The organism is Vibrio sp. SCSIO 43097 (assembly GCF_023650755.1).
Taxonomy (GTDB): Bacteria; Pseudomonadota; Gammaproteobacteria; order Enterobacterales; family Vibrionaceae; genus Vibrio; species Vibrio alginolyticus.
The window spans coordinates 262,209-279,344 of the sequence record NZ_CP071841.1; the positions used below are offsets into that span (position 1 = coordinate 262,209).

Here is a 17,136-nt window from a genome sequence, read left to right on the forward strand (position 1 = left end):
ACTCCTTAGTGTCCAAATATGCGCATCGACCAGTTCTTAATAACACCGGGCTGAGCGTTGTTTGCCATCGGAACGTCATAGATGGTGGAAGAGTTGAAATATGCAATGTAAGAATAGACTTCATCGCCGTTCGTATCTATTGCTCGCAACGTCCATTCGCCTTTTGCATCTTCGCCATAAAATTGGTTAGACAACATTAATTGATCTTTGTAGCCTGTAATCGTTGGATCAAGAGATTGACCAACAAGACCATTGCGCGGTGTTTGCAAAACGGAACGAGTCCCTGATGGCGAAATGAGCTCGATAGCTAAGTCGGGCAGACGAGCGTGGTCCAATGTCAATGTCACTTGAACGGATTCTACTGTCAGCTCATCGGCAATGGCGATACTTGAAGAACCACCAACTAGACTTGCATCGGGTACACTTACTTCTGTAGCGTTATGAACCCATGGCGTAATGCTTTGAGCTGGTAAAACACGATTCGTCATGCGAGCACGTTGCATCGCTTCATCTAAATCTACAGCGCCGAAGCCATAAAAAGTATGGAAATCTACGCCTGCTGCGTTTTTCTGCCAAGGAGCAATAGCCTCGTAGCTAACCTGTTCACCATTATGGTTAGTAAATTCAAGCTGTACGCCTGGATGCGCTTTATCCGTTACTTTTGCTGTCTCCGCTAGTAAAGCACGTACATCACGAGCAGAAAGAGCGTGGTTGGTTGACATGATTGCCGCGATGGCACCCGATGTGTTTGGCGCAGCCGATGAGGTTCCGTTCATCGTACTGGTATAGTTACAGTTCGGATCGAGCTCCGTTCCGCCGTGTAACCCATTAATGCCAAGGCCTTCACTGGTATTTTGCCCTTCTTCACAACCCATTAAATCAGTGGTGACCATAGCAGGGAAATCTTGCCCATATTCACCTGCTGGTGCTGCAACCCACACGTTCGACCCCACCGATGAGTAACTCGCTCGCGTACCATCCGCTCGTAGTGCACTAGTGACTAAATTGAAGTAATTGGCGTTATCATAAGACTGAGCAGAGTTGTGCATCGGTAAGCCTTGATTGTCTCCACCAGCAAAGAAGTTACTTGGCAATACGAAGAATCGCCCTGTATTGAAATAGCGGTAACCATTACCTGCTGACTTTACAAATACAGCACCTCGACCCCAGGCGTTACTCTCGCTGACGTTTTTCATCACGTCCATTTCAAGTTTTAGTTGAGGGTCGCTTTCATCAAAAGTAATCGGGTTTATAGGGCTGAAACCGTAACTTTGGTTAAATACGCGAACATCGCGTGTTGCTGGGTCCATGCCATGGGAGATTAACCAGCCTTCTAATGTCTGGTTGGCTAACCAGTTAAAACCGATGAGGGAAGAGTGAGAAGCGACACCGCGTCCGCCTTCACCGTTGTTGCCGACGGCGCTAATCAAACCGGCTACAGCAGTGCCATGACCATTAGTATCAACCGGATAACTTGGTGGGAATGAAGAGTCTTCGACGAAGTTTCTGCTACCTGTAACTATATTACCTGCAAGGTCGGGGTGATCGATCTGAACTCCAGAATCAATGACGGCAACTTTCACACCAACACCTGCAATCCCCATTGCCTGAGTGAGCCTAGTGTTTAAGTCGTTCCCAGCAACAGCAGGATTAGCCGCAAACGCAGTTTGCCCCGTGTTGTCTAAGTGCCATTGTTCAGAATAGAGTGGATCAAACGCCGAGACGGCAGGTGCAATGCCTACTGCCAACATAGCAGCAAATAGGCGATTAATGCGTATTTCCATTTTTGACCTCATGTCTTTGTTTGGAATTTTTTAGTTCCTGTTTCATATTCCGCTAACAGGAACAAACAAAGCTAACGACAAAGAATAAGGACGAAAACCATTTACAACTTGTTTACATTAAAAGTTCGATGGACAACATAAGTCTTTGTTAATTTACTGAAACCATGAGGTTTTTATATGTCGCATCGAACATGCATGAAAAATGAAAAGCAGAAAATACGAGTGTACCGTCTGCTTCAAGATGGTGGGTTATTTAGTTGAAGCGGGTTGAATAGTTGCGATTGGTTTCTTGGGTTCGGCTTTTTTCTTAGGCAGCACGTTATCAATCCACTTTTTAATGTACAACTTATCGAATTCTTTATCACACCACTTTTTGTTTAATCCACGTCGATTGAACTCAGCACCAATCGCCACTTTGGTTTGGTTGGTTGCACGGTTGTAGTAGAGAGTTTCACATAGTTGAGTGTTACTCATTTGCTGGGCATATACATTGACACTGCTGCTGCGCATTCCCAGTTGAGATGCTTGCTGATTACTACACGCCATAAGAAATAGAGGCGCAAAAGTAATAATGATTAGATTTTTTTTCATGTGTGCTTTTTTATGATGTAGGATGAATGATGAACTGGTTTCTACCAGCTTGCTTCGCATCATACAAAGCTTGGTCTGCCAAGAAAAACCACTGATCCCATTCTTGTTTAATTGTTTGTGCCGACAGTTTGTCCACTGCTCCAAGGGAAATTGTCGCGCTTAATGGTTTAGAGTCAACCACCAATGGCGTGTTTTCAACAGTATATCTCAATCGTTCCAAAAACTTAGCGCAATCTTCAGCTCGCTGTACTTCGAATAATAGGACAAACTCTTCTCCACCCCAACGAATGAGTAGGTCACCAGAGCGAGTGGATTCATTAAATAGCGTGGCAATATGAGTCAGCATTTTATCGCCAATATCGTGTCCATATTGATCATTAAAGGTTTTAAAATGATCAACATCTAAAACTGCTAAGGCAAATGTTCTATCTGGGCTTCTACGAGCCATTTTGTCCAGCCAAATGTGAAGATAGCGACGGTTATGCAGTTGAGTTAACGGATCGGTAGTATTTTCTTGAGTGAGTGCTTTATTAATACGTCTAACGCGCAGTACGTAACGAAAACCAACGACACCAATTGCCGTAATAGCGATAAAGTAGAACATTTCTCGATAGCGCTGCGAACGCAGTTCAGACGCTTGTAGCGCATTTTTTGTTTCTAGCAATTTGAGTTCTTTCTGGGCTAACTTAGCTTCGAGATCAAACTTAATGTTAATCATCTCTTCACCATGAATATGATGAGAAAACTCAGCCTCTAGCTCTCTTAATTGGGTTAAATAATGAAAAGCAGCTTCATAGTCATTAAGAATTTGATGAGCGTTTACCAGTACCGAAAGCATATCAATACGCTGCCGCAGCTCTAATTCACTGGTTGACTTGGTTTGTTCTAGAACGTTAAGCGCTGTTGTAATAGCTTTATCGTATTGTTTGTTTGCGAGGTAAGCCTCTGCAAATGCCTCGTAACAAGACGTTTTTAGCATTTCTAGATTTTTTGGAATGGGCAGGTCTACGCAACGCTGTGCGACCATTAATGCATCATCAATTTTTCCTACCGAGCTCAACATTTGTGAAAAGCTGGATAAAGAGTGGTGCTTGACTGTGTCCGACCCCGTTTGCATTGAAAGTCGAATGGCTTCATTGAAATAATATTCCGCTTTTTTGTTATCTCCGAGGCTCGAGTGAACGATGCTAAGGTTTGCGTAGATAACACCCATAAAAAAGCTATTATCGTATTGATATTCGCTCTCTAGGTAAGTGTCGAGGGCTTGCGTTAGGTAACTGTTGGCCCGAGCCCAATCTGATGCGTCGATGTAGACCGTCCCAATGTTGTTCAGTGTCATCGCGACTTGTATTTCAAATACTGTTTTTTCTAATAACTCATAGGCATTGCGATAATATTTTAGGCCACTGCGTAGTTGATTTCGAGATACTTCTAGATTGCCTAACCAGCGGTAAGCACGGCCTTCTAATGCTAGATAACCAAGATCACGGGCTGTAGAAACAACGTCATGGAGTAACAATTCTGCGTTCCAGTTATCGTCTTGCTCAATCATTGTTACAGCTTTATTGAGCTGTGCTTCAGCGACGACCCATTCCAAATGGTGCTTTTTACCGAATTCGATTAAATCGGGCATATCTTTCGGTAATGGAACGCCTTCGTAACGCTTAAGGTACTTTCGTGCAAAGTAATACAGAGCAAGAGACTCCGCTGATGCATGCTGTGGCGTATTTAACTCATCTTTTTGAATTGATCGCGGCTTACCCATCGAGCGAAAGTAGAGTTTTAACATGGGCTTGCTTTCTGCTGAAATGTGTTCTTCCAGATAAGCTTGCTTTTCGGTACTCGCCAGTACGTTGGTGGGATGCAAGAAAAGTCCAAGTGCAGTACAAAGTGCGCAAGCCAGTGTTTTAATTGAGAAGTGCATGAGCGTATTAATAAAATGTGATCTCTTAACCGAATACCAGTTAAGTCTACCATTTCTTGTTGGTTAAGTGCGGATGGATTCCCAGTGGCAAAGTGTTTTGGGAGTGAGATACGAGAAGGATCTCTATAATATTATGATTTATAAAAACAAAATCTATTGAAAACTTATGTAATGATTGGAAGATGGCATAGGTAGGGTAACGATGGAAGGTAAGTGAGCATATTCGGTGGACTCAATCTAATGATTTAAGCCGCGGATTCATCGCTCGAAATCAGGGTGAAGTGTAAAAAATTACGTTTCTGTCATAAATATTTAATGTTTGTATGGGTTGTTAAAAAACTGGATATTAGACATAGTGTTATTAAGCCAATAAAAAATGGCTATTTATAATAAATAGGAGATTAACTATGCATAATGAAATGATTCAACCTTCGCACTTCGGCATTATCGGCCGTACCTGCATCGCTTCAGTACTTATGATTGCGGGTGTTTTCGCTCTTATTTAAGAGTCAAGGGTAACGATGATTACCTTTTAAAGAGTAAGAAAATTCAGGGAATCACCTTAACCTTGTGTAAGGTATTCCCCTGAAAATCCAAGCTAGTCTTTAGTTATTAGCTGAAGAAGCTAAAAATCAATGCACTTACCGCCACAATGCCTGCTGCTAGAACAAAGTAAGTAGAGACATTTCCTCGATATTGTTTCATCGCCTCGATTTTATACACCGCTAACATTGGCATAATAAATAAGATCATTGCAATAACAGGCCCTGACAATGCTTCCATCATACCAAGAATACTTGGGTTCATGATCGCCGCCGCCCAGATTGAGAAGAACAGTGCTGCCACGCTGATACGATCAACACGCTTCTCAGATAGGTTAAAATGCTTGGTAATTAAACCATTTAAGCTTTCACGCGCACCTAAAAAATGCCCAAGGAAAGATGAAGTGATAGCAACAAACGCTACTAAAGGACCAAGTGTTGCAATAAATGGATTATCGGTTGCGTTCGCTAGGTAAGACAATACGGATACGTTTTGTTCTTTTGCTTGAGCCAATTGTTCAGGTGACAGTGTTAGCACACAGGAAAATACAAAAATAAGAACAAAGGCAATCAGCATGATGCTAGTGCGGCGAAGAATAACTTCGGATTTGGCATCTGCCTGCTTACCGTAATGGCGACGTTGTACATTTGCAAAGCTTGAAATTGCAGCTGCGTGACTAAACGAGAAAATCACTACAGGAACTGCTAACCACATAGTGCTAGCAAAAGCTGACGCTTCTGGCACATCCATGACAGGCATGGTCCAGTTCGGTATTAAGTAAAATGATAGAAAGGCAAGAATGGCAACAAGTGGGAACACCATAATGGCAAAGGCCCGTAGCATTACTTTTTCACCCGCCATCATAATAGCAATTAGTGCAAACACTAGTACGCCAGAAAGCAAAGGTCTAGGTAAAGAAGCCATATCAGCCTGATTTACCATGAAGCTATCTACTGTGTTTGTTATTCCAACACCATATATCAACAGGATCGGGAAGATCGAAAGAAAATACAGCAGTGAAATAGAACGGCCTGCTTTTGCGCCGAAGTGCTCTTCCACTACATCAGTGAAGTCTGCGTTTTTGATCTTAGAAGATAGTACAAAACGAGCTAAGCCACGGTGCGCAAGATAGGTCATTGGAAAAGCAAGTACTGCCATCGCGACTAAAGGCCAAAAACCACCAATCCCAAGGTTAATTGGCAGAAACAGGATGCCTGCGCCAACGGCCGTTCCAAATAGGCTAAGAACCCAATGTGTATCATGTTTTGACCAAGCTGTGGTTGTGTTTATTTCACTAGGATTTAAGGCATTTCGAGATTCTTTCACTTTAAAACTCGCTTTTATAAAAATAATAATGCTGAAAATGGTAAAGGTTTTAGTGTTTATTATCACATGCGAAGCTTGGTGAATAATGCTGTGGACTTGGGGTGGTTGTAAATTATCCAACTATGAATTTTTCAATAAACCAGAATAAAGTTCTTAATTTTAATGTATTTAATGGTTGTATGTATTGAAATTTTCATCTTGTGTGGTTTTTGATTTTGCGGTTAAAACTTAATCACGGATGTATGTTCTAAGTGAGTTAGGCCTAATTTTCAGGAAGAATATTACATTTCTTAAGCACTTAATTGAGATGTTTGTGTCCCGTCATTTAGATGAGATTTAGGTATACTGCTGCCATTCATGTTAAAGAAGGAGTCATTGAATGGACATCTTGTCTGCGCAAAAAGAGGACTTATTTGCCATATATAAGCTCGAAAATACTTTATTTGGAGAACACGCCTATCCTCAATTTTTCTTTCGGCAAGCTTTTGATTGTTGGGGAGAGAGCTTACTGGTAGCAAAAGAGGGAGAGCAGGTCGCAGGGTATATATTGCTAACGACTAGCACAAATGCACATCAATATTGGATCATGTCATTGGCCGTCGATATTCAACATAGAGGTAAAGGTATTGCGCGTTCCCTCCTAGAAAACGTTATTGCGCCGTTGAAGTTAGGCTCAAGCGTGAAATTGACTGTCGATCCTAAGAACCAACCTGCATTGTCTTTATACCTCTCCCTTGGCTTTAAAACGTTAGAAGAAGAAGCGCATTATTTTGGTGACGAAGAATCCAGGTTAGTTATGGAATTAGTAAAGTAATACTGCACGATAATGACCGAAATTTGCACACAATCAGTGCGTAGCATTACGTTGCTATAATTGGTTTTAAGCTAACCCTTTGTATGGTAAGGGTTTTTAATCTTGGCACCTCACTTGCTTTACATAAACGTTCATCGATAACTCGATGCGCCGCTCTTAATAGCAGGCGAGAGCGGTATAGGGTATTACTTTTTGAAAATGTACTAACAGCGTTAAAGGCATTGCTGCCTCTCTCGATTCGGGAGAGGCTTTTTTTTGCTAGTAAGTTGGGCTGAATCGCACTGGAGGTGTTATGTCGCAAGGATGCAAAAAAACCACTTGTCCCTATTGTGGTGTTGGATGTGGTGTCGAGGTCAATGCGAAAGGAATCGTTGGGGATGCGTGTCATCCTGCAAATGCGGGATCACTGTGCGTGAAGGGTGTCGCGCTGGCAGAGAGCTTGAATATGCCTTCGCGCTTGTTGTATCCAAAGCTTGTCACCAAGCAGCGACCTCAAGGGCAAGAGGTGCAATGGCAACAAGCCACGGATCTGATTGCTGAAAAGATTCATCAAGCGAAAGCGGAGTTTGGACCGGATTCCATCGCGATGTACGTGTCAGGGCAGTTGTTAACGGAAGACTATTACGTCGCCAACAAACTCATGAAAGGCTATGTTGGCAGCGCTAACATCGATACTAACTCCCGTTTGTGTATGTCTTCGGCGGTTGCGGCTCATGTACGAGCATTTGGTGAAGATGTCGTTCCCGTCAATTACGACGATATTGATAAGACTGAGCTATTGATAATTTGCGGTGCTAATACCGCTTGGACGCATCCTGTTTTATTCCGACGTATTCAACAAGCGAGAGAAAACAATCCTAACCTCAAGCTGGTGGTCATTGACCCGCGTGAAACGGTCACCGCGCAGCAAGCGGATTTGCATCTATCGATTAAAAACGATGGGGATGTATCACTTTTTAATGGGCTGCTTAAGTTTCTTATTGAGCAGCAATGTATTGATTCTGAATACATAAATTCCTATACCGACGGGTTTGATACACTTAAAGAAGAAGTCTCTGACTTGCGTTACGATGTCACTAATCTAACGTCTTCCATTGGGATTTCAGAAGAAAAACTCACGACATTCTTCCAATGGTTTGCACAAAGCCCAACCGCAATCACGTTGTTTTGCCAAGGGGTTAACCAAGCCGAAAATGGTGTCGATAAAGGCAATGCCATTATTAATGCACACTTGGCGACAGGTAAAATTGCCAAGTCAGGTTGCGGGCCATTTTCTATTACAGGTCAACCGAATGCGATGGGTGGACGAGAAGTGGGTGGTTTGGCAAATCAATTAGCGGTTCATCGTGCTTTTGACGCAGAGTCTATTAAGCAAGTGCAGGCGTTCTGGGATTCACCAGAAATTGCCACTCAGCCCGGTTTAAAAGCCGTTGAACTGTTTGAGGCGGTAGAACGTGGTGAGATTAAAGTTCTGTGGATCATGGCAACCAATCCTGTTGTCTCTTTGCCAGATAACCAATTGGTAAAACGAGCACTAGAGATTTGTCCGTTTGTGATTGTTTCCGATATCACAGCGGATTCGGATGTTGCGCATTACGCGGACCTATTGCTGCCCGCCGCTGGTTGGGGGGAGAAGCAAGGCATGGTGACCAACTCTGAGCGTCGACTTTCAAGGCAGCGCCAGTTTCAAACGCCTCCGGGTGAAGCAAAATCAGATTGGTGGGCGATATGCCAAGTCGGACAAGCTCTGTGTGCATTGGAAAAGACACAAAATGGCTTTGCGTTTACTTCTGAGCGGGCGGTATTCAGGGAATATGCGGCGATGACAGGTATGAATGCAGATTCGCCATTGAAGCTAGATCTTTCTCAATACGCCAACTTAACCGAGCAAGAATACGAAGAGTGGGTGCCAACACAATGGGGAGGAGAGCGTCCTTTTGCTGATGGCGTCTATTCGCACCCAGATGGTAAAGCGCGTTTTGTCGTGACCAGTGAATCTCCAACGCGTTTAGAAAGAACAAAAGGCTGGTGGCTCAATACGGGCAGGCAACGCGATCAATGGCATACCATGACGCGCACAGGTCATATCGCACACCTTGCCGCCTCTGAGTTAGAACCAACCGTGTACATGAACACACTCTCTGCTACTCAAAATCGCTTAAAAGCAGGACAACTCACCAAGCTGTTTCAGCCTACTTCAAACACCAGTATTTATGCCAAAGTTGCAATTGATGAAGGTTTGGGTTTTCAAGAGCTATTTATGTCAATGCACTGGGCGGGTCGATATGGCGGTGAAAGCAGTGTTAACGCGATAGTAAACAGCGCAAAAGACCCTATTTCCGGGCAGCCTGCGTTTAAGTCGTCTTATGTTGAAGTGCAAGATGCGGCGGTAAAAACCTACGGTATGTTCATCGGTACACAGTTTGATTCCGGTAAATTTCTCTACAGCGCATTTCAAGCAGAAAGCAATTTGGGCATTTGGCGCTTTGCACACGATAAGCGACCAAAGAAGCAGAGTTTTTGTCGAACGGAAAAGAGCCGCAGAATTACGATAGATATTGCCCAAGGTTGGTTAGCAGTGGATTACGACCTTGTTGGAGAGGTTCGTATCATTCGTTCTGTTTTAGTGGTGTCTAGTGAACCGATTCAAACCGACTACACCAACTTTACCGGCTTGATTGGCAAACCGATGGAGCTATCGCAACTGCTTACCATCACTCAATCGCAAAGTAGCGCCAAACTGGTTTGTAGTTGTTTCCGCGTTACCGATAAACAAATACATGACGCGATGGAGAAACAAGACTGCACGTCAGTGACCCAACTTCAAAACAAACTCAAATGCGGTACTAACTGTGGCTCGTGCGTCTCTCAAATCAAACAAATGGTCGACAGCCATCAGCATCAAAAGGGCAAACAGCAAGCGAACCAGCAAAGTTTGGCTATTCAAATAAAGTAAGTCATAAAGAGGATAAGCACATGGAAGCGCCTTATCAAAAGTCTTGGTTTAAGAAAGGACAAGCGAGTCAGAAACAAGAACGCTCGTCTCGCTTTTCTAAGCATGATCAAGCAAGCAAACTGAACCAACTTTTAGAAGACCATTCACTAGACCTGGACGCGAACCACAAAGGTTTTGTCTCGATTGTCGGAGCTGGGCCGCACGATCCAGACTTGTTAACCGTAAAGGCAGTGAAAGCGATTATGTCGGCAGAGGTTCTGTTGTACGACCGTTTGGTTAACAAAGATATTTTGGAGTTGGCTTCGCCACAAGCCGATTGGATTTACGTGGGCAAACGATGCGGACAACCCAGTATTGGTCAGGAAGAAATCTGTGATTTGATGGTGTCGCTCGCTCAACAAGGAAAGCGAGTTGTACGCTTAAAAGGGGGAGATCCTTTTGTATTTGGCCGTGGAGGTGAAGAGGCGTTAGCACTCGTCAAACACTCAATCGCTTACGAAGTCATCCCCGGTATTACTGCTGCGATTGGGTGTTCCGCAAACAGCTTGATTCCGCTGACTCATCGTGGCGTTGCTCGCAGCGTTACCTTTGTGACAGGGCAAGTGGTAACAGGCGCATTTGAGGCTTGGAGCCAACTGATGCAAAGCGGACAAACGTTAGTCTTCTATATGGGGTTAGAAAAGTCATCGCAAATACAAACGGGTTTATTAGGCTCCGGTTTGAGAGAAGATTTCCCTGTCGCGATCATCACTCATGGTTGCAGCCCTCAACAACGAGTGCACGTTACACAACTCAATCAGCTCAATGATTTATCGATTACACTTAAAGGCGTGAGTCCAGCATTGATTGTGATGGGAGAAGTTGTCAAACTGCGCGAACAACTAATAGAAACCGTACAGTCAGTGACGAAATACGAGGGAATATGAGCAGCATTTTGGAATGTATTAGAACAGTCGGTCGTGGCGAACGTGGTAGAAAACCACTGAACTTTGACCAAGCGTTTCGAGTTATGGATGAATACCTAAACGGTGAGTGCGATGACGATCAGATGGCAATGTTATTGATGCTGATTCGTGTACAGAACGAGACTCAACAAGAAATCGCCGGCTTTGTGAAAGCATTCCAATCCCGCATGCCTGCTATTGGTGCAGACATCGACTGGCCATGTTATGCAGGTAAACGTGAAGCGGCAGGTCAACCTTGGCACCTGTTGGCAGCGAAGATCCTCGCCGATAATGGCCATAAAGTGCTGATGCATGGTTATCACGACCGTCAATCTGGTCGTTTGCATGCTGAAGATTACCTCGACAAGTTTGCTATCAAGAAAGCGGAATCAGCCGAAGACGCAAAACGTGTCTTAGACACACAAAACATCGTGTATCTGCCGCTCAGTGCGTTCGCTCCTCAAGCAGAAACCATGATCGGTTGGAAGAATCGTTATGGGCTTAGAACGCCGATTAATACTGTGGTTCGAGCATTGAATCCGGGGCAGGCGACGGTTGGTATTCGTGGTAGCTTCCATCCTGGATTCCAACAACTTCATGCTGAAGTCGAATACGAGATTGGTCAAACCGCTCATGCTGTTGTGTCCTTCAAAGGACAATCGGGTGAGTCAGAATACAACCCGAAAGTAAGCCAAACGGTCTGGTTAAGCCAAACAAGCGGCGTGACATCGCACTACTGGACGGAGCAAATGCTGTCTGAGGTGACAATGCCTGCGAACTGCCCGTTTGGGACGTCAGAAGATGACATGAACCAAATGGCGAATACGGTTCTCGCTACGATGACAGTGGTCTTGTTTGCACAAATGCACGACAGGGAAAAAGCATTCGAACGCGCCTTCTCCTACTGGCAAGCCTATTGTGGCCAGCAATAACGCACTATTGTCAATTAATGTAAAACCAACGACGCAAAGTTGTTGAATCTGAATCCATTATCTATTGTTTGAAGAAGGTAAAAGATCCTAGCTCGCCAATGATGTGTTTCACCACCTTGCTCCGTATCAGAGTGGTGAAACCGCAGTTTTAGCCTCAATCGCGTTCGTTTCTCGCTGCGCTTTTGAGAATGAGAAAATCCCATATGGTAAGACACAGAGGACATGGATAATGGTTCTAAAGCATACCACTCCTAGTGAAAAGGCTTCTCACCCGATCCCGCAAGAAGCCTTCGATTGGTACGACGAATACGCCCACGGAAAAATCTCGCGCCGTGAGTTTCTTAATAGGCTGGGTGGTCTTGCTGTGCTTGGCTTTAGCATGACAGCACTGGTCGACGCGCTAACCCCTAATTACGCACTCGCAGAACAAGTTTCATTTAACGATCCTGACATCAAGGCAACGTACGAAACCTTTCCATCTCCAAATGGACATGGAGAAGGGCGTGGTTATTTGGTGATGCCACAGAAGAAGACCTTAAAATCGCCGACTGTGTTGGTGATTCATGAAAATCGAGGTCTAAACCCATACATCAAAGATGTCGCAAGACGACTTGCAAAAGATGGCTTTATTGCTTTCGCTCCAGACGCACTTTATCCACTCGGCGGCTATCCGGGGAACGACGATGAAGGTCGCGCCATGCAGAAAGAGATGGACAGAGCCAAGATCGAACAAGACTTTATTGCAGCCGCTAACTTCCTCAAACAATACGAGGGTGGCAACGGTAAATTGGGCGCGGTTGGATTCTGCTTCGGTGGATACATTGTCAATATGCTTGCAGCGGTAATGCCTGAAGAGCTCGATGCAGGTGTGCCTTTTTATGGAACACCAGCTGCGCAAGAGATCCAAAAGCAAGTCAAAGGGCCGTTGATGATTCACTTTGCAGGGCTCGATAAGCGTGTTAACGACACATGGCCTGCTTATGAGCAGCAATTGATCGCAACCGACGCACAGTATCAAGCGTTAATGTATGAGAACGTCAACCACGGCTTCCATAACGACTCAACAGCACGCTACGCACCGGAAGAAGCAGCACTCGCTTGGGAGCGCACACTCGGCTTCTTCAAAGAACATCTCGCCTCTAGTTAAAAGGCTTCTACTTTAGTTGGCACATTCCTTGTTATGTCTCTCTTAGTGAGTGAGATATAAACAAGGAATGTGCATGACTCAATCAACGTCAAAAACACCCATCATAGTATGCTGTGATAGCCTCCAAGAGCAGGCTCGATTGTCCGGTTTATTGAGCAAAGATTACGACAACATCATCGGCTGCCAATTGGCACAGCTAGAAACGCTTATGCAGCGAGAACCGTCAGCAAGCGTTGTGGTTGGATGGCAGCAACCAACCGCAGAACTGCGTTTGATCGTCGATTTCTGCCGCAGAAAATCGGCACCACTTCTTATCGTCTTAAAGCAGTTATCATCTAATGATATCAATCGGTTATCAGAAAAAATGGACTATGTGCTCATGCCGCACGATAGTGAGTTTGCGCTTCAGCCTTGGATTGAACATGCGACACTAGTGAGAGCGAAATTCGAAAGTATGCAATCGGAAATTGAATCGCTGACCCATAAGATTGAAGAGCGCAAGCTGGTGGAAAAAGCCAAAGGTCTGCTGATGAAGATGCACAGCGTTGATGAAGAACAGGCTTATAAAGCACTTAGAAATTCAGCCATGCAATCGAGCCAAACGCTCGCACAAGTTGCCAAGAATTTGATAACTACTTTGGAAGTGTTGGATTAGTCGCTCTACCACTTTGGGGTTAGGGTGCATTTTCTAACGTGGTGCGTGTTGCACTATCAGCAAGCAATAACAGGGAATAAGAAACGGTGGAATAAACTAATTCATTGTATTTACTGTGAAAAATAAGTTGGCACAGTAATTGGATTACTAGGTATGGGTTTATTGTTGAATCGCTTATCTCAATTATCAACGGCGGTAATTGTAGACTTAGCAACGGCGCTACTGCTCTTCGGAGTAGTGGCGCTTTTTTTATGGGAGCAAACCAATGAAATGGAGTTCGATGCTGAAAGTGTCAGCAATTTCGTTATCGGTATTCACCACGGTTAGCGTAAAGGCAGAGTTGGGTGAGCCAGAAATTGAAGACCTGAAGTTTGGTTTTATTAAGTTAACCGATATGGCACCGCTGGCGGTTGCTTATGAGAAAGGCTTTTTTGAAGACGAAGGCTTGTACGTCACTTTAGAAGCTCAAGCAAACTGGAAGGTGCTTCTAGACCGAGTCATCGACGGTGAACTTGCCGGTGCGCACATGCTTGCTGGTCAGCCATTGGGCGCAACGATTGGTGTTGGCACAAAAGCAGAAGTGATTACTGCGTTCAGTATGGATTTGAACGGCAACGCAATCACGGTTTCCAATGATACTTGGGAGCAGATGAAGCAATACATTCCAAAACAACCAGATGGCAAACCTGTTCACCCAATCAAAGCGGATGCACTGAAGCCTGTGGTCGACAGCTATCTGGATAAAGGCAAACCGTTCAACATGGGTATGGTGTTCCCTGTATCGACGCACAACTATGAATTGCGATACTGGCTAGCGGCAGGTGGGATTCACCCAGGTTTTTACGCGCCAGACTCAGGCGATAACAGTGGTCAGTTGGATGCTGACGTTCTTTTGAGTGTTACACCGCCACCACAAATGCCAGCAACAATGGAAGCGGGCACGATCAAAGGGTACTGCGTTGGCGAACCATGGAACCAACAAGCTGTGTTTAAAGGCATTGGTACGCCAGTTGTGACCGATTACGAGATCTGGAAGAACAACCCAGAGAAAGTGTTTGGTGTTTCCAAAGCTTGGGCTGAGAAGTATCCAAACACGCACATTCGCGTAGTGAAAGCCTTGATTCGAGCGGCACATTGGTTGGATGAAAACGACAATGCCAACCGCCAAGACGCAGTGAAGATGCTATCAAAAAGCGAATACGTTGGAGCCGATGCTGAAGTTATCGCCAACTCAATGACCGGCACATTTGAATACGAGAAAGGCGACAAACGAGACGTGCCAGACTTCAACGTGTTCTTCCGTCATAACGCCACTTATCCGTATTACAGCGATGCGATTTGGTACCTGACCCAAATGCGCCGTTGGGGACAAATCTCAAGCGAGAAATCCGATGATTGGTACATGGATGTCGCAAAAGAGGTTTACCGTCCGGACATTTACCAACAAGCGGCTCAAGCACTGATTGAAGATGGTGTGTTGAGCAAAAAAGACTTCCCAGATTTCAGTGCTGAAGATGGTTTCCGTGCGCCACAAACACACTTTATCGACAACATCGTTTATGACGGTCGTGAGCCAAATAAATATCTAGAGAAGTTCTCTATCGGGCTTAAAGGAAAAGACAAGGTTTAACCATAACGATAAACGCCACAGGCGAGGGGATTCGCTTGTGGCAACAAGGATGTAAATTTCTTAGGAGTGAGTATGTCTAGTAATGTCATTTCCCTTTTTCCTGCTAAGCAGGTAGTGAACCGAAGTCGGCTGGTGCTTTTGCCCGTCATTGGCTTGCTGCTCTTTTTGGCAATGTGGCACTTAGCAGCGAGAGAAGTGCAAACTTCATTAGGTACGCTACCGGGACCTGTGCAAACTTTTCAGCAGTTCAGCAACCTTGTCGATGACCATTGGCAAGAGCGAGAAAAGGAACAAGCGTTTATCGAGCGTCAGGAAAAGCGCAATGCTGCAAAATTAGCCAAAAATCCAGACGCGGAAGTGAAGATTCGTCCCTACACAGGTAAGCCGACGTTCTTCGACCAAATCATAACAAGCTTAGTGACCGTAACCGCGGGCTTTCTGCTCGCGACGATTATCGCGATTCCACTTGGCATCGTGCTGGGTCTTAATCAAGGGCTGTATCAAGCGTTCAACCCAATCATTCAATTGCTTAAGCCTGTTTCACCTTTAGCTTGGCTACCCATCGTTACCATGGTTGTAAGTGCCACTTATGTGAGTGATGACCCGATGTTTGCTAAGTCGTTCATCAACTCTCTGATCACTGTAGCGCTGTGTAGCTTATGGCCGACGCTGATTAATACCGCTGTGGGTGTAACGAGCGTTGATAAAGACTTAATCAACGTGAGCAAAGTACTCCAACTTTCGTGGTGGCAGCACATCCGCACGATCGTATTACCTTCTGCCATTCCAATGATCTTCACAGGTTTACGTCTCTCTTTAGGTATCGCTTGGATGGTGTTGATTGCGGCAGAGATGCTCGCTCAGAACCCAGGGTTAGGCAAGTTCGTTTGGGATGAGTTCCAGAACGGCAGTTCAGCATCATTGGGGCGCATCATGGTGGCTGTCATCACCATCGGCTTTATCGGTTTGATGCTCGATAGAGGCATGCTGCAACTTCAAAAGTGGCTGTCTTGGAATAAACAACAAGCGTTGAGATAAGGGAAAAGATCATGGAAAAAGCATTATTAGATCTGACGCGTTTAGGGATGCGATTCCCAACGCCAGATGGCGAGTTCATCGCGCTTAAGAACGTCGATTTACAAATCAATAAAGGCGAGTTTGTATCCCTAATTGGTCACTCTGGCTGTGGTAAATCAACGGTATTGAACTTAGTTGCAGGGCTGCACATGCCAACAGACGGCGGCGTAATAGTCGATGGGCGAGAAGTAGCAGGACCGGGACCTGACCGCGCAGTCGTGTTCCAAAACCATTCATTGTTGCCTTGGCTCACCGTATATCAAAACGTTGAGCTCGCAGTAAAACAAATTGCCGGCAAAAAGGGCAAAGCGTGGATTCAGGAACAAGTGAATCACTACTTGGAGTTGATTCAAATGCAGCATGCTGCGCACAAAAAGCCGGATGAAATCTCGGGCGGTATGAAGCAGCGAGTCGGCATCGCCAGAGCACTGGCACTTCAACCAAAGGTTCTACTGATGGATGAACCATTTGGCGCGTTGGATGCGTTAACTCGTGCGCATTTACAGGATGCACTGATGAAGATTCAAGCCGAGTTAAACAATACCGTCATCATGATTACACATGACGTGGATGAAGCGGTGCTGCTATCCGACAAAATCGTGATGATGACTAACGGTCCGGCAGCGACCATTGGTGAAGTGTTGGAAGTGAATCTACCGCGTCCTCGCGAGCGTGTCGCACTGGCAGATGATGCGCAGTATCAGAAGTGTCGACAAGCCGTGCTGAAGTTCCTTTACGAGAAGCAATCCAAAGTCGAGATTCCTGCTTCGAAAGAAGACAAACCCAAAACCGCAGCGCAAACGGCATAAGGAG

General features: G+C 45.0%; 14 protein-coding genes. 10 read left to right on the forward strand and 4 right to left on the reverse strand.

The genetic code is table 11. From position 1 onward, the window contains the following. Positions 1-5 precede the first annotated feature (5 nt). From J4N40_RS17575 to J4N40_RS17590, 4 genes are all read right to left on the reverse strand, one after another. The gene (locus J4N40_RS17575) at positions 6-1,784 is read right to left on the reverse strand and encodes a S8 family peptidase (RefSeq protein ID WP_250654622.1); all 1,779 of its coding nucleotides are present in this window, start codon (positions 1,782-1,784) and stop codon (positions 6-8) included. Positions 1,785-2,033: 249 nt separating this feature from the next. Then, complete coding sequence (locus tag J4N40_RS17580; RefSeq protein ID WP_025998581.1) at positions 2,034-2,375, reverse strand: hypothetical protein; 342 nt, start codon at positions 2,373-2,375, stop codon at positions 2,034-2,036. 10 nt (positions 2,376-2,385) lie between these two features. Next, positions 2,386-4,299, reverse strand: a complete 1,914-nt coding sequence (locus J4N40_RS17585) for a tetratricopeptide repeat-containing diguanylate cyclase (RefSeq protein ID WP_115386683.1) — start codon at positions 4,297-4,299, stop codon at positions 2,386-2,388. 612 nt (positions 4,300-4,911) lie between these two features. Further along, positions 4,912-6,168: an aromatic amino acid transport family protein gene (locus J4N40_RS17590; RefSeq protein ID WP_005375868.1), complete on the reverse strand. Its 1,257-nt coding sequence runs from the start codon at positions 6,166-6,168 to the stop codon at positions 4,912-4,914. A gap of 379 nt (positions 6,169-6,547) precedes the next feature. Here J4N40_RS17590 and J4N40_RS17595 point away from each other — a divergent pair, with 379 nt between their 5' ends. From J4N40_RS17595 to J4N40_RS17640, 10 genes are all read left to right on the forward strand, one after another. Then, positions 6,548-6,982 (forward strand): GNAT family N-acetyltransferase, encoded by a 435-nt coding sequence (locus J4N40_RS17595; protein WP_031781129.1) that lies wholly within the window; start codon positions 6,548-6,550, stop codon positions 6,980-6,982. Positions 6,983-7,274: 292 nt separating this feature from the next. Next, a complete protein-coding gene (locus J4N40_RS17600) occupies positions 7,275-9,938 on the forward strand; it encodes a nitrate reductase (protein WP_250654623.1) in 2,664 nt (887 codons plus the stop codon). Between the two features lie 20 nt (positions 9,939-9,958). Then, positions 9,959-10,864 carry a uroporphyrinogen-III C-methyltransferase gene (gene cobA / locus J4N40_RS17605; RefSeq protein WP_213972158.1) on the forward strand — a complete coding sequence of 302 codons (906 nt, stop codon included), beginning with the start codon at positions 9,959-9,961 and terminating at the stop codon, positions 10,862-10,864. Continuing rightward, entirely contained in the window at positions 10,861-11,814 is a 954-nt protein-coding gene (locus tag J4N40_RS17610) for a glycosyl transferase family protein (protein WP_250654624.1), read from the forward strand. The genes cobA and J4N40_RS17610 overlap by 4 nt, the downstream gene beginning before the upstream one ends. Positions 11,815-12,043: 229 nt before the next feature. After that, on the forward strand, positions 12,044-12,961 hold the full coding sequence (locus J4N40_RS17615) for a dienelactone hydrolase family protein (protein WP_009704599.1): 918 nt from the start codon (positions 12,044-12,046) through the stop codon (positions 12,959-12,961). Positions 12,962-13,034: 73 nt separating this feature from the next. After that, a complete protein-coding gene (locus tag J4N40_RS17620; protein ID WP_012842515.1) occupies positions 13,035-13,616 on the forward strand; it encodes an ANTAR domain-containing response regulator in 582 nt (193 codons plus the stop codon). A gap of 153 nt (positions 13,617-13,769) precedes the next feature. Next, complete coding sequence (locus tag J4N40_RS17625; protein ID WP_172677725.1) at positions 13,770-13,943, forward strand: hypothetical protein; 174 nt, start codon at positions 13,770-13,772, stop codon at positions 13,941-13,943. Continuing rightward, a complete protein-coding gene (locus tag J4N40_RS17630) occupies positions 13,882-15,246 on the forward strand; it encodes a CmpA/NrtA family ABC transporter substrate-binding protein (RefSeq protein ID WP_053349948.1) in 1,365 nt (454 codons plus the stop codon). The genes J4N40_RS17625 and J4N40_RS17630 overlap by 62 nt, the downstream gene beginning before the upstream one ends. 72 nt (positions 15,247-15,318) lie before the next feature. Next, positions 15,319-16,284: an ABC transporter permease gene (locus J4N40_RS17635; protein ID WP_213972162.1), complete on the forward strand. Its 966-nt coding sequence runs from the start codon at positions 15,319-15,321 to the stop codon at positions 16,282-16,284. 11 nt (positions 16,285-16,295) lie between these two features. Next, a complete protein-coding gene (locus tag J4N40_RS17640; protein WP_005450080.1) occupies positions 16,296-17,132 on the forward strand; it encodes an ABC transporter ATP-binding protein in 837 nt (278 codons plus the stop codon). The last annotated feature ends 4 nt before the right edge of the window (positions 17,133-17,136 follow it).